A 19,056-nucleotide genomic window follows, 5' to 3' on the forward strand; every position below is an offset into this window, starting at 1 on the left:
TGGAAGTTTGGCTGCGAATTATATAAGAATCGAGATGAGATAAGAACCGTAAAAAATGCAGCTCGGAGGCTGCATTTTTTAAAGAGGCGGATTAAGGTTTGGGAATCGCTGTTCTCCACTGAGTCCACTCTGGTGTTGCCGCAGGGTACAAGTAAAACGCTTGCCCTTGTTTTGCGATAGGTTGTAACTGCTTTTGTTCGGGAGTCGCAAAGGTAATCCCTCCACGCACAATACTGTCTATGGTTCCAGCCTTTATGTTGGCGCCTGATAACCCGATAGAGACATCAACCCCAGAAACATTCCAAAACACACTGTTATTACGCACTAAATAAGCGAACGGTTTTTGAATTTCTACCGTGAAAATAACTCGGTCAGCGAAGTCGCCTAATTTTACATGGGTGACGACGCCTACTTCCATTTCTCGGTAAAGGACTGGTGTTCCTTCAGTCACTGAGCCTCGTCTTTCACTTTGCAGTGTAAACTCAACACCTGTTTCTTGCTTCGGCTGTTTTTCTAACTTGAATTGATAATTCGGCTTGCCAGTACCTGGCCGTACTTCAATACTACTGGTGATTAAGTTTTGTAAGTTTTCGATACCATCTAGGCCGATTTTAGTTTTAGCAACCCAGAAATGCGTGTCAGCTCTTGCAACATCATTGGCGTAACTAGGATCAATACGGGCTTTAAGAGTTATGATGCCGGTCTGAAAGTCGGGAGTTACAGATGTGACTTCACCAACAACAATATTATTGTATTTAATCGATGTCCCCTCAGTGATACCAAGAGAACTATCAGCAATCAAGGTCACTTCTTGTCCATATTTTCTCGCTTGCTCATAGCTGTCATATAATTTCCACAAGCTATTATTTTTATTATCGATACCTTGCAAGGAATCAAACGCAATACCACCTTGTAGCAATGTTTTGAGTGGTGCTGCTTTGACACTAACGCCGGCCAGTGATGCCTCGACTTCAACACCAGAACGATTCCAAAATACAGTTTGGCTCGTAATCAGGTGACGGTATTGATTCTCAATTTTCACCTCGATTTTTACACCGTCTTTCGTAAGCTTAAATCCAGAGACGCTACCGACTTGCAAATTACGGTACAGAAGAGGGCTACCTTGGCTGATTGGTGGTAATTCATCAGCTAAAAGAGTCAGCATTTGCGAACCGCTTTGGTTGTATTTTGCAAGTTCCGCCAAAGACTGACTCGGGTATAAATGATATTCGGGATAAACTTTCTCGCTCCCTTCACTGACAAAACTAATTGAACCAGTTAATAATTGTTTGGCTGGAGGGATTGATACATTGAGTCCTGATTCCGTGAGCTCTGCGGTTGCCGACCCTGTAATATAAAAGCGACTTTGAGAGCGAATCAGGGATGAGTACTGCTCGTCAATTAAGGTGTTTAAGGCTACGTGGTCTTGCTCTAACACGACACCAATAACTGAACCGACAGCAATGCCTCGATATAGAATTTGAGTGCCAACATCTAACCCATATGAGCTGTCTGCAATAAGTTTAATCGCAATGGATTTAGCTTGTGACTGGTTGAACTCAAATTGTCGGATAGCGGTGAAGCTCCTTGCCTTGCTGCCTTCTCCTGGAACCAGAGTCAAATAATTACCTTTGATTAAGTTACCAATATTTTCAACGCCCGAGAGTGAAACTTTTGCCTCTTCTAACACAAAGCGACTACCAGAATTTAGCATGTCACTGAAAGCAGGTTGAATGGCGGCAGAGGCAACGACTTGTTTTCGTCCTTGGCTTAATTGCAAGTCTGTCACTTGGCCAACTTCAATTCCTCGATACATGATAGGAGCTCCAGTTGAACCAATATTATGTTGATCGGGTAGGGTTATCTTGACGGGAATACCACGACCTGCTGTTTTTAAATCTCTATAGAGTCTAAACTGGGTATTCTGTTTGACGGGCTCTCCACCATCAGGGGAATCGACCGCGATGGACCCGCCAATAAGAGCGCTGAGGCTTTCTAATCGAACATCAACTCCCTCAAAACCAATACTGGCACCAATGCCACTGACATTCCAAAAACGGCTTTCATTAGTAATGATGTGTCGATATTCATCATCGACAGAGGCTTGGATGATGACTGATTTTGCGTCTTTATCGAGTTGATAGTTAAAGACTTCGCCTATAGGTATTTTCTTATAGACAATTTGAGAGCCAATAGAAAGCCCCCCTAAATCACGTGCTTTCAAAGAAATAATCAACCCTTGATCGGGTTGTAAATCTGAAGGGGCATTATCTAAAGCGCGAAAGATATTATTGTGATCCGTCGAGGTACCTTCATTGCCCGGTTGAATCGCAATATAGTTACCTGATACTAGCGCATCCAACCCAGAAATACCTGAAAGGCTAGCGGTTGGTTTGACTAACCAGAAACGCGTTTGGTCATTGAGCAGTTGGGTTGCTTCTGGATAAATATCTGCATCCACGTAAATGCTTTCTAACCCTTCAGATAAGTTGATATCACGTACCATACCGACTTCTAAGCCCTGGTAGCGAATGGTTGTTCTACCAGCAACTAAACCTTGAGCATCCGAAAAATAAATTTGAATTCTTTCCCCTGCATCATGAATTGCTTTTGTAACCAACCATCCGGCAAGCAACATGGTTAGTATTGGTAAAATCCAGAGAGGAGAAATACCTTTATTTCTTTTCACATCAGGGGTGTAAGAATTCTGGGTTGAAGCTGATTTACTCATTTGAAAGCTCATTTTTTTCTGATGTATCTGGGTAGTTATCCCAGATGAGTCGAGGGTCCATGCTTTCAGCCGCTAACATGGTCAAGACGACGACCATGCCAAAGGCGACAGCACCATAACCCGGTGTAAAATCGAGAATTTGCCCTCGATCGACTAATGTCAGCATAATTGAAATTACGAACAGATCCATAACAGACCATTTACCTATCCATTTAATAGCAAAGAAAATCGTCATGCGCTGCCGATGGTACACTTGCCGTTTGAATTTGATTGCAAGAAGCAAATAGGTCAGGCCAAAAATTTTGATAATAGGTACGACAATACTTGCGACAAAAATAATGATGGCTATTCCGACCATGTCGCTATTAATTAATGATGCAACACCAGAAAAAATGGTGTCTTCCAATCGTTGTCCATTGGTGATCAAGATTGATATTGGGATAAGGTTTGCAGGGAAAATAGCAATGCTTGCAGCGATTAAATAGGCCCAGGTACGCTGTATTGAATTAGGCTTGCGGTGATAGAGCTTTTGCTCGCAGCGGACACAATGGTGGTTTTCGGGTTGCGATAAATGACAATGATGGCAGTGGACATCTTTATGTTCAAATGTGTATTGATTTTCTGGTTTCCATGCTTCCCAATAACGTCTCACGCTGACGCGGGTAGCAAGTAGAACCGTAGCCAATTGTAGCAACACCAGACCATACAGCCCAACGCCAATATGAATATCTGAGTAATCTTGAAGTTTAAAGCAAGAAACCGCTACGCTGACCAAAAAAACATCGATCATCACCCAAGGTTTTAGTTTGTGAATGATAATAAGCGAATAGTTGAGTACAGAAAACCAGCGAAAGCGCAGTGCCATATGCGCTGTGACCACTGAAGAACACACTAAAAATGGGGCAATCGAACTGCAAAACAAAACCAGTAATGCAATCAGAGAAAAGCCTTCATCCATCAAAGCCAATACCCCTGAGGGTAGGGTGGCGGGAATCATTACGCCAACCAAACGAATACTAATAAAATCGAAAAAATGCGAAGGAATGAACAGTAATAAGCAGGTTACCGCTATCGCAAGGTCACCAGATAAAGATGGTTTACCCCCGCGGTACAGTTGAGTACCGCAGCGAGGACAATAAGCACTTTTACCTTGTGCGACTTCAACTATATCAACCGCCAGTTCGCAGCCTTGGCAGAGTCTGATAGCATTTGACGCATTAGGATGCTGTTCAAGAACTTTCACAGGCAAACAAGAGCCTCATTCTTAGTGACGTTGTCACTGAGTGGCGTGTGACTGTATATTTCCATATAACGTTTGATATAAACCATCTTGTGTTACTAATTCCCGATGCGTACCAGTCTGGCTTACTTGGCCATCTTCAAGCACGTAAATGATGTCTGCCTGTTTCACGGCTGAAAGGCGATGCGCAACAATTAATGTGGTTCGGCCACTCAAAAAATCGTTTAGAGCATCATGCAGCGCTGCTTCAGTGGCTGTGTCTAAGGCTGAAGTGGCTTCATCCAAAATAACGAACATAGGATCACTAAGCACCATACGAGCAATCGCTAAACGTTGACGCTGTCCACCTGATAGCCGAATGCCGTTTCGCCCAATTAAAGTATCCAGTCCGTCACTCAAATTAGCAATAACATCTTGCATTTGGGCAATTTGTAGCGCCTGCCAAAGTTGGGTTTCATCGTAATGCTCACCCAAAGTCAAATTATGCCTCAAAGTATCGTTAAATAGTATAGGTTGCTGTAATACAACGGCTATATTATCTCTAATAATATCAAAACTGATCTCTTCGGTTGTGGCGCCATTAAAACGAATTTCTCCAGATTTGGGTTGATACATACCAATCAACAGCTGAATCAGTGTTGATTTACCACCACCACTAGCGCCGACTAAGGCGACTTTTTTACCGCGAGGAATACTCAGTGACAGATCTGTTAGCACATTTTGGTCATTATCGTAGGCAAAATTTATGTGTGATATTTCTACATCAACCTGCTTTTGCTGCGTAAATGGGTTGATTTTACTTATCGGTCTTGGCTCTTCATCAAGCGATAGTAGAGCGTTGATGCGAATAAAGGCGGCTTTGGCACTGTACCAAGAAAATTGAATGCCTAGCAGCTCTTGAACCGGACCTAGCATAAACCACAAATAGCCAAATACAGCAAAAATTTGACCAATGGTTAAATCACTAAACAGAACCATCAACATTGCTACGGCTCTGAAAAGCTCAAAACCGAGTAGGAAGAGAAGAAAAGAAACGCGCCCAGCTGCTTCAGATTGCCAAGCATACTTATCAGCATCGATTCGCACTTGGTTCGCTTGCATTTTTAATTGATTTAGAAATACACGTTCTTTATTAGCAGCACGAAGTTGGTAAATACCGTCTAAAGTTTCTACCAGCCGATTTTGAAAACGCTCATAAGATTGGTTTTCGCGTTTCTTGAGGTGCTTTACTTTACTGCCCAGTTTACGTGAAAAGTAAATGACAATTGGATTCACTAATAAAATGAACAACCCAAGTCGCCATTCAAGCCATAGCAGCACGGCTGCAGTACCAATAACAGTAAAGAGGCTAATGATAAATTTGCTCAGCGTACTACTAATGAACTGATCGATAGTTTCGATGTCTGTAATCAAGTGAGCATTGATACCGCCACTACCTCTTGTCTCGTATTGTTGAATACTAATTCGACCTAATTTATCTATCATTTTAGCGCGCATATGATAGGTGATGGTCTTAGAAACAAGAGTGAATTGGCGGCTTTGAAGAATATTCAGAGCCTGGCTTACGCTGCGCATCAACACGACCAGCAATAAGGTTAACCCAATATAGCCTGTTGGGGTTTGCCATGCTGTCGGTAAGACGGCATTCATCATTGCCAAACCGGATGCGGGTTTATTGAGAAGTACTTCATCGACCATCAATGGCATAAGCAAGGGGATAGGGACACTGATTAAAGTGGCAGCTATTGCAATGGCGTTGGCAAACAGCAAAGTTGCTCGATGTTTTTTTACTTGTTTTATCAACCAAGAACGGCTAATAGTGTCACTTGAATTAATCATTGTAATGAGAATGCATCCTATTTATATTGTGGCGAAATTGTACGTCGTTCAAAAACGGATGTCTTTAGTTTTCAATTGGAAGTTTAGCTAATATGAACATAGAACATTACCAGCGCTTAACCAAACAAGCCTTAGCGCTATTGGAATCTGAAACGGATCTAATTGCGAACCTTTCGAATTTAAGTGCGTTACTTAATATGGAATTAGAGGATCTCAATTGGGTTGGCTTTTATTTGATCAAAGATGGTGAACTAGTGCTTGGCCCATTTCAAGGTCAACCTGCCTGTGTTCGCATTCCGTTAGGGCGAGGCGTGTGTGGTACGGCAGCCGCTAGCAATACTGTTCAACGTATTTACGATGTCCACGCATTTGAAGGGCATATCGCTTGTGATGCGGCGAGTAATTCTGAGCTTGTTATTCCATTTTCAATCAATGGTAATGTAGCAGGGGTATTAGATATTGATAGCCCAAGTATTGGCCGTTTTTCGGAAATTGATGAAAAAGGACTAACAGAATTGATGGTTGAGATAGAAAAGCTGCTCAATTCACACGCTAACAAGGCATAAATTGGTCATTGCCTGTGGTTTTTCGCATTTAGGTCACTATAATACCGAACATATTTATATTAATGCCTCGCGGAAAAGCCGCATAAACCAGGAATCCTCATGGAAAACACTGAAAAGTTAAAAAACAGCAAAGAAGTGATTGCGTACATTGCTGAATGTTTCCCAAAGTGCTTTACTTTAGAAGGTGAAGCCAAACCTCTAAAAATTGGTATTTTTCAAGATCTTGCTGAACGTCTAAGCGAAGATGAAAAAGTGAGCAAAACTCAGCTACGTGCTGCGTTAAGACAGTACACGTCATCTTGGCGTTACCTACATGGTGTTAAAGCGGGTGCGACTCGCGTTGACCTTGATGGTAACCCATGTGGTGAGTTAGAAGAAGAACATGTAGAGCATGCACAAGCTGCCTTGGCAGAGAGCAAAGCTCGTGTGCAAGCGCGTCGTAAAGAACAAGCACAGAAAGCACGTGAAGAAGCGAAAGCGAAGCAGCCAAAAGCGAAGAAGCCTCAAGCTCGTCGTCCTCAAGCTAAAGCTCAGAAAGTTGAAAAACCGGTAGAGACACGCGCTTTAAATGCCGATGAAATGATCACTGGTAAGCAAGTGAACGTAAACATGGGTAAAGGAAACATGGCTGCGACCATTGTTGAAATTAATAAGGAAGATGTGCGCGTTCAACTTGTTAACGGCCTACAAATGGTTGTAAAAGTGGAGCACTTGCGCGCTTAAAGGAGAAATTCCTACGCATGAAATGCCGTTCAAAATTAACGTTGATTGCTGCTAGCCTATGGCTAGCAGTTTCATCAGCTCAGGCTTTAGAAGCCAAGTTGAGTCAAGAGGATCTTCCTCTTCTCACTCCTGAAGTTCAACATGAAACGGCGAGTAAACGTGTTACTTCCCGTTTCACCCGTTCTCATTACAAGCACTTCAATCTTGATGACAGCTTTTCTCAAGCAATATTCAATCGTTATCTAGAACTGCTTGATTATAATCGTAATATCTTTACTCAAACTGATATCGATTCTTTCAAAGCATGGTCAACTCAACTTGATGATCAACTTAAAGCGGGTAACAACCAAATTGCATTTGATGTGTACAATTTATCAATGCATAAACGTTTTGAACGCTTTCAATATGCTCTTTCTCTTTTAGATCAAGAAATTACTTTTGATACTGATGAATCAATGGAGCTTGATCGCTCAAAGGCTTCGTGGCCGAAAGATAAAGCAGAGCTGGATGAACTGTGGCGTAAACGCGTTAAATACGATGCGTTAAACCTTAAGTTAACGGGTAAAGAGTGGCCAGAGATTAAGGAAACGCTAGGTAAACGTTACAACAATGCCATTAAACGTTTGTCTCAGACTCATAGTGAAGATGTTTTCCAGCTTTACATGAATGCCTTTGCTAGAGAAGTGGATCCGCACACTAGCTATTTGTCTCCGCGCAATGCTGAGCAGTTCCAATCAGAAATGAACCTCTCATTGGAAGGTATTGGTGCGGTATTGCAGATGACAGATGACTACACGGTTATTCGTTCGCTGGTAGTTGGTGGTCCTGCATCGACCAACAAGCAGTTAGCTGAAGGTGACCGGATTATTGGTGTTGGCCAAGATGGTAAAGATATCGTTGACGTTATTGGTTGGCGATTAGACGACGTTGTACAACTGATAAAAGGCCCGAAAGGAACCAAGGTTCAGTTGCAAATTTTGCCGGAAGGTAAAGATGCCAAAAGTCACGTTGTAACTATTGTGCGTGATAAAATTCGCTTAGAAGACCGAGCGGTTAAGTCTGAAATCATTGAAAAAAATGGCAAGAAAATCGGTGTGTTAGAAGTACCGAGTTTCTACGTTGGTTTATCAAAAGATACAGACAAACTTATTGCGGAGCTTAAACAAAAAAGTGTTGATGGCATCATCGTCGATTTACGAAACAATGGTGGTGGAGCTCTCACTGAAGCTACAGCGCTTTCTGGTCTGTTTATCGAAAGTGGTCCTGTCGTTCAAGTTCGTGATAGTTATGGCCGTGTTAACGTCAACAGCGATACCGATGGCAAAATCAGTTATCAAGGTCCAATGACGGTTCTGATTAATCGCTACAGTGCTTCTGCATCTGAAATTTTTGCAGCGGCAATGCAAGACTATGGTCGAGCGATTATCTTAGGAGAGAACTCCTTCGGCAAGGGTACGGTTCAACAGCATCGTTCGCTTAATCATATTTATGATTTATTTGATAAAGAGTTAGGCTACGTTCAATACACGATTCAGAAGTTTTACCGAATTGATGGTGGTAGTACGCAAAATAAAGGGGTTGTGCCTGATATAGCGTTCCCAACCGCGATTGAAGCGAGTGACACGGGGGAAAGTGTTGAGCCAAACGCTCTACCCTGGGATCATATTGATAAAGCGAAATATGATAAGTTACAGGGTAATGAAAGCCTGATTGTTAGCTTGTCGACTAAACATCAAGCTCGTATCGCAACAGACAGAGAGTTTGGTTTTATTCGCGAGGATATTGCTAAGTACAAAGCAGAGAAAGATGACAATACCATCTCTCTTAATGAGCAAGTACGTAAGCAAGAAAGCGATAAAGCCGATCAGTTACGTTTGACTCGTATCAACTTGCGACAAACCGAGAGTGGTAATAAACCATTCAAGACATTGCAGGACATACCAAAAGATTACGAAGCCCCAGATGTTTATTTAGATGAAGCCGTTGCAATTACGGTCGATATGCTAAATTAATTGAGCTATCCAATCTAAAGCGAGCCCTACGGCTCGCTTTTTTGATCTTATTTAGACCAAATAAATAACGTGATATAGATCAAATACCGTCGCGCCATCGTAAAACTGGTCCTAAGCTTAATGAAAAGTGAGGGACGTGCTATGAAATGGATTACTCTAATTGTTGCCTGTATTACCGTTTTAGTTACGCACAGTGTTTACAGCAGTGAAAGTACTAAACATACTGATTTAACCCAGTTTGACCTTCCATTTTTGCTTGGTGATTGGTATCTACTCAATGCTAACCCTGACTCATCTTCTGAAAATTTTCGAGCCATTAAATTGACCTTGAAATCGAATTACCGTTTTACAATTAATATCCAGAAGAAAGATTTTAGTGTTGATCAATGGCAAGGTGATTTTGATGCTAATAGCAACACATTGATACTTGGAGTGACATCATCTCAGCCACAAGTTTACGAGTATGAAAGCAATCATAATTTACTTAATCTAAACGGCGTGACTTTTACTAAGGTTTTACCGAACGCCTTAGCAGGCGTTTGGTTAAGTGAACAAATATCAGGTGAAGATTTATCCTCTAGTAATATCAGCCAGTTAGACTTGGTATTACAACCTGATTTTGTCTTTATGTTACGAGTAAGTGGCATTAATGGCAACGAGTCAGTTCATAAAGGTGTTTACTATACAGAAGGTGATCACCTAGTCCTGCTCTATAAAGATGGAGAGCATGATACACGCTACACTTTAGCCCGTGATACCTTGACGTTAGAGGTTGAAGGCGGGTCTATGTTTGCAGTCTTAACACGTGTTCGTTAGCTAAATTGGATCCACTGTTTTGGCTCTTATCGGTAGTCATTTCTGTTTTATATGTTTAAATTGTCAGCAATTTAATGGGGTATTTGTATAAAATACCTCGTTTTTTGATATGAGGGGTTGTTATTAATGATAACAAGCCTTAGATATAGGCAGTCACATTTCATTTCGTCAAAAAGGATTCCGACATGGCTCATACTCCGCAAGCCAAGTACCGCAAAGATTATCAAGCGCCGTCACACAGCATCACAGAACTTGAACTTACCTTCGATCTCTTTGATAGCAGTACATTGGTGACAGCTGTCTCTCAAGTCCAGCAAAAGAACGAAAGCAACCAGCTACTACTTGATGGTGAAGGCCTTGAACTAAAGTCATTGAAAGTCAATGGAGTAGAGTGGCACGATTTTCAATTGCTGGAAACTGGTTTGTTGATCTCTTCACTACCTCAACAATTTGAATTAGAGATCATCACTCAAATTAACCCTGAAGCTAACACAGCATTAGAAGGTTTATACAAATCGGGTGGTGCGTTCTGTACCCAATGTGAAGCGGAAGGTTTTCGTCGTATTACCTATTACCTCGACCGTCCGGACGTATTGGCGAAATACACCACCACCGTAATTGCAGATAAATTACAATATCCATATTTATTAAGTAATGGTAACCGTATTGACCAAGGCGATTTGTCGGAAGGGCGTCACTGGGTTAAATGGCAGGACCCACATCCGAAGCCAGCCTATTTATTTGCCCTTGTTGCTGGCGATTTTGACGTATTGCGTGATCAATATAAAACCAAGTCAGGTCGTGATGTCGCTCTCGAGATCTTTGTAGATAAAGGTAATTTAGATCGTGCTGGACATGCGATGACTTCTTTGATTAATTCAATGAAGTGGGATGAAGAGCGCTTTGACCTTGAATACGATTTAGACATTTACATGATCGTTGCGGTTGATTTCTTCAATATGGGGGCAATGGAAAACAAAGGCTTAAATGTTTTTAATTCCAAATTTGTACTGGCAAACGAGAAAACGGCAACCGATACCGATTACTTAGGTATTGAAGCCGTGATTGGTCACGAGTATTTCCATAACTGGACTGGAAACCGAGTCACTTGTCGTGATTGGTTCCAGTTGAGTTTAAAAGAAGGGCTGACCGTTTTTCGTGATCAAGAGTTTTCATCCGATCTTGGTTCCCGTGCAGTGAACCGAATCAGCAATGTGCGTACCATTCGTGGGCCACAATTTGCTGAAGACGCCAGCCCTATGTCACACCCAATTCGTCCTGATAAAGTGATAGAAATGAATAACTTCTATACTTTGACGGTTTACGAGAAGGGCAGTGAAGTTATTCGAATGATGCACACCTTATTAGGTGAAGCTGCATTCCAAAAAGGGATGAAGCTCTATTTTAAACGTCACGATGGCACGGCGGCAACTTGTGAAGATTTTGTTTCCGCGATGGAAGATGCATCAGGTGTTGATCTTGCGCAGTTCCGTTTGTGGTATAGCCAGTCAGGAACACCGATTGTTTCAGTCAGCAGTGAATACAATGCACAACAGCAAACTTATTCGTTAACCATTGAGCAAGTGACTGAAGAAACGCATGAACAAAAAGAAAAAGCGCCACTGCATATTCCGTTTGATATAGAGTTGTATGCTAAAGATGGCGATGTGATTCCGTTACAGCGTAACGGAAAACCTATTGCCAATGTGCTTAATGTGAAGGATGCGAAGCAAACCTTCGTATTCGAGAACGTTACGGAAAAACCAGTACCTTCTTTGCTGCGTGAATTTTCTGCGCCAGTTAAGCTTGAATACGAATACAGCGATGATGAACTCACATTCCTTATGGTGAATGCACGTAATGAATTCGCCCGCTGGGATGCAGGACAAATGCTACTGGCGAAATATATCCGTAGTAATGTACTTGGGGTTCAAGCCGGTAAAGATGTTGACCTAGCTGAATCGGTAATTGATGCATTTCGTGGTGTTTTGCTTAGTGATTCACTTGAACCAGCGTTCATTGCTGAAATGCTATCTTTACCAAGTCATAACGAAGTGTCTGGGTGGTATAAGCGTGTTGATGTTGATGCCATTGCCACGGTACTTAAAGCAATAAAAGTCCAGTTGTCGAATGCTCTCGAAGATGAGCTTACTGCGGTATACAACAGCTTAAAACAAGCGCACTATTCCATTGATCACCAATCGATTGGTAAAAGAGCATTGCGCAATACTTGTTTGGCGTATCTAGCTTACACCACTAAAGGTAATGATTTGGTGGTAGCGCAATACAATACGGCCAATAACATGACCGATACAATGGCGGCCATGAGTGCGGCGAACAGTGCGCAACTTGCTTGTCGTGAATCGCTAATGGCTGACTACAGCGATAAGTGGAAACACGACGGTTTAGTCATGGATAAATGGTTTATCCTGCAAGGCACGAACCCTGCACAAAACGTGCTAGATGTAATTAAACAAACCATGGATCATGAAGCGTTCAGTCTAAAAAATCCTAATCGTATTCGTAGCTTAGTCGGCTCATTCCTGAATGCGAACCCCGTTAACTTCCATGCTAAATCTGGAGAGGGTTATCGATTTGCAGGTGAAATTCTACGTGAATTAAACAACAGTAACCCACAAGTTGCTTCGCGCCTTATCGACCCATTACTGAAATTCAGATTGTACGATGAAGAGCGTCAAGCGCTGATCAAAACAGAGCTTGAAATGCTGAAATCGATGGATGATTTAGCTCGCGATCTATTTGAGAAAGTGACAAAAGCACTTGAATCTTAACTAGTATGAGGCGGCAGTAATGTGTCGCCTCACTTTTCATTGAATGCTATGAATCAATATTACTTCTCGTTAAACATTTCCTACCAAGCGTACTTAGCACACTATTCTGGTGTTGCCAGTAGTGTGCAAGTGATCACTGATCAAGGTTTACGTCTACAATTACCTGCAGCTAAATTTCGTCCATTTATTAGTCAAATTGGAGTAAAAGGTCGATTTAGATTGATAACTGACCAAAATAATAAGTTTGTAAAGTTAGAAATGCTGTGACTGACTAATTTCCTAGATATTTAAATAGGAATCTCAATCACATTCTCAAACATTTCACCTCAGACCACCTTCAAAATCATTAACTATTTATCAATAAAACTTTTACAATATAGCCATGCACTGCACAGTGTAAGCGCTATGCTTACATCATCCCTACAAAAATAATAATCTTGGAGTCTGCCATGACTGCGCGTGAAACTTTAGTGCCAGTTTTACTTGAAAAAGTGTATCAACTGATTCAAGACAAACTCGACCTTGCTCATCAACCTTTAGTGACTCAACTTGCTCAACATTTGTTTAGTAATATTTCCAATGACGATCTCACAGAACGTAATGAATCGGATCTTTATGGGGCGGTGGTTAGCCTTTGGCATCATATCAACGAAAAAAATCCAGAAGAACGTTCGGTACGTGTCTTCAACCCAACGGTAAGCCGCCAAGGTTGGCAATCAACTCATACAATTGTTGAAATTGTTATTCCAGATAGTCCGTTCCTTGTCGACTCAGTCAAAATGGCATTAAGTCGTTTAGATCTTTCATCGCATTTAATGCTTAATGGTCCCACTCAAATTGCTCGTTCAGAAAATGGTGATATTACATCGATTAACCAAGGTGAAGGGGCATTGCAGTCACTTTTCCATATTGAGGTTGATCGCCTGAGTAGCAAAGAGACAATGACAGTGTTGAAAAATGAGTTACTGAGTATCTTAAGTGATACCAGTTTAGTGGTGCAAGATTGGCGACCAATGGTTGAAAAGCTAGATCAAGTCATTGCTCAGCTCGAAACCCAAAAAGAATTTATCCCAGTGGAAAGCGATCGTTATGAAGAGACGATAAAGTTTTTGCGTTGGCTTGGTAACCATAACTTTACCTTTATGGGCTACAAAGAGTTTGATTTGGTTTCCATTGAAGGGGACACCGAGTTAAGACCTACACCCGACCAAGGCTTGGGATTATTTGCGGATGCTAAGCGAGTTCGCAGTGTTAAATTATCTGATTTCCCGGATTCAGCGCGCCTTGAGGCAAAAAAGCCATTTTTGCTTATTGTGACAAAAGGCAACACTCAGTCTCGTATTCATCGCCCAGCTTATACCGATTACATCGGCATTAAGAAGTTTGATAAATCGGGAAAAGTGATTGGTGAACACCGCTTTAGTGGTTTGTATACTTCTGCGGTGTATAACCAGAGTGTAGAAACGATCCCGCTTATTCGTGAAAAAGTTGAACGTATTTTAAAATCCAGCCGTTATCGTGAAGGTTCTTACTCATACAAAGCGCTGCAAAATATTCTAGAAAACTACCCACGTGATGAACTACTACAAGCGCGTGAAGAAGAGATGCTTGAAGTTGGAATGGGTGTTGTACAAATGCAAGATCGGGATCTACTGCGCTTATTTGTGCGAAAAGACCCGTTTGGACGTTTCTTCAGCTGTATGGTGTATGTTACCAAAGAGCGTTACAACACAGAACTTCGTCGTCAAACTCAAAGAATTTTCCAACAATATTTTGGTTGTGAACAAGAAGTCGAATTCACTACGTATTTTTCTGAAAGCCCACTTGCGAGAACACATTACATTGTTCGTGTTGATAACAACAACATGGATGTCGATGTTAAAACAGTAGAGCAAAATTTAATGGAAGCATCATCAACTTGGGACGACCGCTTGTCTGACGCGATAGTGTCTAATTTTGGCGAAAGTAAAGGTTTGCCATTATCAAAAGACTACATGCGTGCATTCCCTCGTTCGTATAAAGAAGACATGATGCCCGGTTCCGCTGTCGATGATATTCAAAGACTCGAAGCGCTAAATGAAGAGAACAAACTGGGCATGTTGTTTTATCGACCTCAAGAAGAGGCGGTAGATTCCAAAGCGGTTCGCTTGAAACTGTATCACCGAGATCAACCGATCCATCTATCTGATGTGATGCCCATGCTTGAAAACTTGGGGTTAAGAGTGATTGGTGAGTCACCTTATGAAGTGCGAAAACTCAATGGCCAAACGTATTGGATCCTTGATTTTTCTATGCTGCATAAAAGCGAGAAAAGTGTCGATCTTCGTGAGGCACGAGATCGTTTCCAACAAGCGTTTGCGGCAATTTGGGCTGGTGAATTAGAAAGTGATGGCTTCAACCGATTAGTGCTGGGTGCATCACTTACTGGTCGTGAAGTGTCTATTCTTAGAGCTTACGCTCGTTATATGCGCCAAGTGGGTTTCCCATTCAGTCAGCAATATATTGAAGATACGCTTAGCCATTATCCTGATGTAGCAAAAGGGCTGGTGGAGCTGTTCTTAAAACGTTTTGATCCTAAACATAAAGGCGCTCAAAAAGGTCAAACCGATCTTATCAATACCATCACAGAAGAGTTAGATCGTGTTGATAGTTTGGATGATGATCGTATTATTCGTCGTTATATGGAAATGATCACGGCAACCATTCGTACTAACTACTTCCAATTGGATAAAAATAAACAGATCAAACCTTGGTTGTCGTTAAAAATGAAACCAAGTGAAATTTCTGAAATTCCAGCACCAGTACCAGCTTTTGAAATCTTCGTTTATGCACCTGATATCGAGGGTGTACATCTACGTGGTGGTAAGGTCGCGCGTGGTGGTCTACGTTGGTCTGACCGTCAAGAAGATTTCCGTACAGAAATTTTGGGCCTAGTTAAAGCACAGCAAGTGAAAAACACCGTTATCGTACCAGTTGGTGCAAAAGGTGGCTTTGTGTGTAAGAAACAACATATGTTTACGACACGTGATGAGATTTTTGCAGAAGGCCAGCGCTGCTATAAACGCTTCATTCGTGCATTGCTTGATGTATCAGACAACATTATTGAAGGTGAAGTTATACCGCCCAAAAATGTGGTTCGCCACGATGACGATGATCCGTATTTGGTTGTCGCAGCAGACAAAGGTACTGCAACATTCTCAGATCTTGCCAACTCAGTATCGGCTGAATATAACTTCTGGTTAGGTGATGCTTTTGCCTCTGGTGGTTCAAATGGCTACGATCATAAGGCGATGGGGATCACCGCAAAAGGTGGTTGGGAATCCGTCAAACGCCATTTCCGTGAAATGGGCATTGATTGTCAAACCACCGATTTCACTGCGATTGGTATTGGTGATATGGCCGGTGATGTGTTTGGTAATGGCATGCTGTTATCCAAACATATTCGTATGCAGGCCGCATTTAACCATTTACACATCTTCATTGACCCAACGCCTGACTCAGCGAAAAGCTGGGAAGAGCGTAATCGACTATTTAATTTACCGCGCTCTAGTTGGGAAGATTACAACCCAAAATTGATTTCAAAAGGTGGTGGTATATTTTCTCGCAAAGCGAAATCAATCACGCTAACGTCTGAAATTCAGAAAATGTTGGGCACGAAGAAAGCGACAGTAGCACCAAATGATCTGATTAAATTGATCTTAAAAATGGAAGTCGATCTTCTTTGGAACGGTGGGATCGGTACTTACGTTAAGTCATCAAAAGAAACACATAGTGATGTGGGTGATCGCGCAAATGACGCATTGCGTATTGATGGTCGAGAGCTACGAGCCAAAGTGATTGGCGAAGGTGGTAATTTAGGTATGACTCAGCTTGGCCGAATCGAATACGCTTTGGCTGGTGGTCGTGTGAATACCGACTTTGTTGATAACGTCGGTGGTGTTGATTGTTCAGACAATGAAGTCAATATTAAGATCTTCCTTAATGGCTTAGTCGCAAACGGTGATCTCACCGTTAAGCAACGCAATCAGATCTTAGAATCGATGGAAGATGAAGTCGGTGAGATTGTTCTTGATGATGCATACGACCAGTCAGAGTCTATTTCGGTGACAGAGCAGCAAGGCGTATCCTTGGTGAAAGAGCAAATTCGTTTTATCCATACCTTGGAAAAAGCTGGCCATCTTGATAGAGCATTGGAATATATTCCAGATGATGAAACGTTGCTTGAACGTGAAAAACAAGGTTTCGCTTTAACGCGTCCAGAGCTTTCTGTGCTGGTTGCCTACGGTAAAATGGTTTTGAAAGAGCAGTTAGCCTGTGAAGAAATTTCACACGATGAATTCCATGCCCAACAACTGATTCGCTATTTCCCGACAGAGTTACGTCGTAACTATTCGCAACACATGCAAAACCACCCATTGCGTGCAGAAATTATTGCCACCGCTTTGGCCAACCAAATGGTTAATGAAATGGGTTGTAATTTTGTCACTCGTCTTCAAGAAGAGACTGGGGCAAATGTGGTTGATATTGCGAACGCTTATACTGCAGCCAGAGAAATTTATGGTTTAGGGCAAGTGCTAGAACAAGTTAGACAACTGGATAATAAAGCAGAGGCGAGTGCGCAATACGAAGTTATTTTCTTAGTGCGCCGAACATTGCGTCGTTTATCTCGTTGGTTATTACGTAATCGCTCTGGTAAACAATCCGTTAAAGAGCTGGTTGCTTTGTACCAAAATGATGTACACGCTGTTGCTGCAGATTTAGACACCATGCTGGTCGCAGATGAAGTAACCGAACATAACGCGATGGCTCAAGTATGGATCGATAAAGGGATTAATGCTGAACTTGCTAATTATGTTGCTCGTTTGTCTAGCCTTTATTCAGTACTGGATATATCCACAGTGGCTCGTGAAAAAGGTAAAACAGTCGCTAAAACTGCCAAACTTTACTTTAACTTGGGCGATCGTTTGTCGTTGCATTGGTTCTTAAAACAGATCAACGGCCAAAGTGTGGATAATAACTGGCAAGCTTTAGCTCGTGCCGCATTCCGCGAAGATTTAGATTGGCAGCAACGCCAATTAACGGCTCAGGTACTCAATTGTGCCTGCAGTTCGGATGAGTTAGATGTAATCAAAGCGCTAGACGAATGGATAGTGAGTAACGAACTGTCATTAGTTCGTTGGGAGAGCATTTTAAATGAGTTTAAAGTGGGGTCTGTGCATGAATTTGCAAAATTCTCGGTGGCATTAAGGGAATTAGTACTTTTAAATTTGAATTGTGCAGCAAATGAGTAAATAATAACGCCCCGTTTATACGGGGCTTTTTTTATTTCGGAGGCACAATGCTTTACCGCTTAGCCAGGACTGGCTTTTTCCAACTTGATGCCGAAAAGGCACATGATCTTGCAATTGAAAACTTTAAACGCTTAACAGGCACTCCTCTCGATCTCTTCTATCGCCAACACTTACCTAATCGTCCAGTAGAATGTATGGGACTGACCTTTAAAAACCCAGTAGGGTTGGCAGCAGGTCTCGATAAAAATGGTGAATGTATCGAAGCATTTGGTGCGATGGGTTTTGGTTTTGTGGAAGTCGGTACGGTAACACCGCGTCCTCAACCAGGTAACGATAAACCACGCCTATTTCGTTTAGTGCAAGCGGAAGGCATTATTAACCGCATGGGCTTTAACAACTTAGGGGTTGATAACCTTGTTGAGAATGTAAAGAAAGCCAAGTACGACGGAATCATTGGTATCAATATTGGTAAAAATAAAGATACGCCGATTGAAAATGGCGCAGATGATTACCTAATTTGTATGGAGAAGGTGTACCAATACGCGGGATATATTGCTGTAAATATTTCGTCTCCCAACACTCCAGGGTTAAGATCTCTTCAGTATGGTGAAGCATTAGATGATCTGCTTGCTGTATTGAAAGCAAAACAGTCTGAACTTGCCAAGCTGCATGATAAATATGTGCCGCTAACATTGAAGATCGCACCGGATCTCAGTGATGATGAAATTAAGCAGATTTGCCAATCGTTGATCAAAAATAACATCGATGGTGTTATTGCAACTAACACCACATTAGATCGCTCGTTAGTGGAAGGAATGAAATTTGCGAACGAGGCGGGTGGGTTAAGTGGACGTCCTGTCCAATCTAGAAGTACTGAAGTGATTAAGTGCCTATACGAACAACTAGGTGACAAACTACCTATTATTGGGGTAGGTGGTATTGACTCTTGTATCGCAGCGAAAGAAAAAATGCTAGCAGGGGCTAAACTTGTTCAGGTTTATTCTGGATTTATCTACCACGGCCCAGGTTGTTCCTTATACACATAT

Annotated in this window: 11 protein-coding genes; 8 read left to right on the forward strand and 3 right to left on the reverse strand. The window is 41.9% G+C overall.

The genetic code is table 11. The annotated features are described in order from the left end of the window. Positions 1–91 precede the first annotated feature (91 nt). The 3 genes from HGG78_RS15025 to HGG78_RS15035 are packed head-to-tail and all read right to left on the reverse strand — an operon-like array spanning position 92 to position 5,810. Positions 92–2,731, reverse strand: coding sequence for an MlaD family protein (locus HGG78_RS15025; protein WP_172533369.1), 2,640 nt, complete (start codon positions 2,729–2,731; stop codon positions 92–94). After that, positions 2,724–3,980, reverse strand: coding sequence for a paraquat-inducible protein A (locus tag HGG78_RS15030; RefSeq protein WP_172533370.1), 1,257 nt, complete (start codon positions 3,978–3,980; stop codon positions 2,724–2,726). Before HGG78_RS15030 ends, HGG78_RS15025 begins: the two co-directional genes overlap by 8 nt. Positions 3,981–4,007: 27 nt before the next feature. Beyond that, on the reverse strand, positions 4,008–5,810 hold the full coding sequence (locus HGG78_RS15035) for an ABC transporter ATP-binding protein (protein ID WP_172533371.1): 1,803 nt from the start codon (positions 5,808–5,810) through the stop codon (positions 4,008–4,010). 92 nt (positions 5,811–5,902) lie between these two features. Here HGG78_RS15035 and HGG78_RS15040 point away from each other — a divergent pair, with 92 nt between their 5' ends. The 8 genes from HGG78_RS15040 to pyrD form a co-directional block, all read left to right on the forward strand. After that, positions 5,903–6,376: a GAF domain-containing protein gene (locus HGG78_RS15040; RefSeq protein ID WP_168522246.1), complete on the forward strand. Its 474-nt coding sequence runs from the start codon at positions 5,903–5,905 to the stop codon at positions 6,374–6,376. A 99-nt stretch (positions 6,377–6,475) separates the two neighbouring features. Further along, positions 6,476–7,099: an RNA chaperone ProQ gene (gene proQ, locus HGG78_RS15045; RefSeq protein WP_053311566.1), complete on the forward strand. Its 624-nt coding sequence runs from the start codon at positions 6,476–6,478 to the stop codon at positions 7,097–7,099. 17 nt (positions 7,100–7,116) lie between these two features. Then, positions 7,117–9,111, forward strand: coding sequence for a carboxy terminal-processing peptidase (prc, locus tag HGG78_RS15050; protein WP_172533372.1), 1,995 nt, complete (start codon positions 7,117–7,119; stop codon positions 9,109–9,111). 141 nt (positions 9,112–9,252) lie between these two features. Continuing rightward, positions 9,253–9,927: a hypothetical protein gene (locus HGG78_RS15055; RefSeq protein WP_168522242.1), complete on the forward strand. Its 675-nt coding sequence runs from the start codon at positions 9,253–9,255 to the stop codon at positions 9,925–9,927. Positions 9,928–10,112: 185 nt separating this feature from the next. After that, a complete protein-coding gene (gene pepN, locus HGG78_RS15060; RefSeq protein ID WP_172533373.1) occupies positions 10,113–12,719 on the forward strand; it encodes an aminopeptidase N in 2,607 nt (868 codons plus the stop codon). Between the two features lie 48 nt (positions 12,720–12,767). Next, positions 12,768–12,986 carry a DUF2835 domain-containing protein gene (locus HGG78_RS15065; RefSeq protein ID WP_053311562.1) on the forward strand — a complete coding sequence of 73 codons (219 nt, stop codon included), beginning with the start codon at positions 12,768–12,770 and terminating at the stop codon, positions 12,984–12,986. 182 nt (positions 12,987–13,168) lie between these two features. Further along, a complete protein-coding gene (locus tag HGG78_RS15070) occupies positions 13,169–18,010 on the forward strand; it encodes an NAD-glutamate dehydrogenase (RefSeq protein ID WP_172533374.1) in 4,842 nt (1,613 codons plus the stop codon). 47 nt (positions 18,011–18,057) lie between these two features. Next, on the forward strand, positions 18,058–19,056 hold a 999-nt coding region (gene pyrD, locus HGG78_RS15075; protein ID WP_172533375.1), incomplete at its 3' end, for a quinone-dependent dihydroorotate dehydrogenase.

The organism is Vibrio aestuarianus, assembly GCF_012395185.1.
GTDB classification, from domain to species: Bacteria; Pseudomonadota; Gammaproteobacteria; order Enterobacterales; family Vibrionaceae; genus Vibrio; species Vibrio aestuarianus.

Coding starts and splice junctions, on each gene's coding strand:
- HGG78_RS15025 (WP_172533369.1), bottom strand. CDS start 2,731: ATGAGTAAATCAGCTTCAACCCAGAATTCTTACACCCCTGATGTGAAA.
- HGG78_RS15035 (WP_172533371.1), bottom strand. CDS start 5,810: ATGATTAATTCAAGTGACACTATTAGCCGTTCTTGGTTGATAAAACAA.
- HGG78_RS15040 (WP_168522246.1), top strand. CDS start 5,903: ATGAACATAGAACATTACCAGCGCTTAACCAAACAAGCCTTAGCGCTA.
- proQ (WP_053311566.1), top strand. CDS start 6,476: ATGGAAAACACTGAAAAGTTAAAAAACAGCAAAGAAGTGATTGCGTAC.
- prc (WP_172533372.1), top strand. CDS start 7,117: ATGAAATGCCGTTCAAAATTAACGTTGATTGCTGCTAGCCTATGGCTA.
- HGG78_RS15055 (WP_168522242.1), top strand. CDS start 9,253: ATGAAATGGATTACTCTAATTGTTGCCTGTATTACCGTTTTAGTTACG.
- pepN (WP_172533373.1), top strand. CDS start 10,113: ATGGCTCATACTCCGCAAGCCAAGTACCGCAAAGATTATCAAGCGCCG.
- HGG78_RS15065 (WP_053311562.1), top strand. CDS start 12,768: ATGAATCAATATTACTTCTCGTTAAACATTTCCTACCAAGCGTACTTA.
- HGG78_RS15070 (WP_172533374.1), top strand. CDS start 13,169: ATGACTGCGCGTGAAACTTTAGTGCCAGTTTTACTTGAAAAAGTGTAT.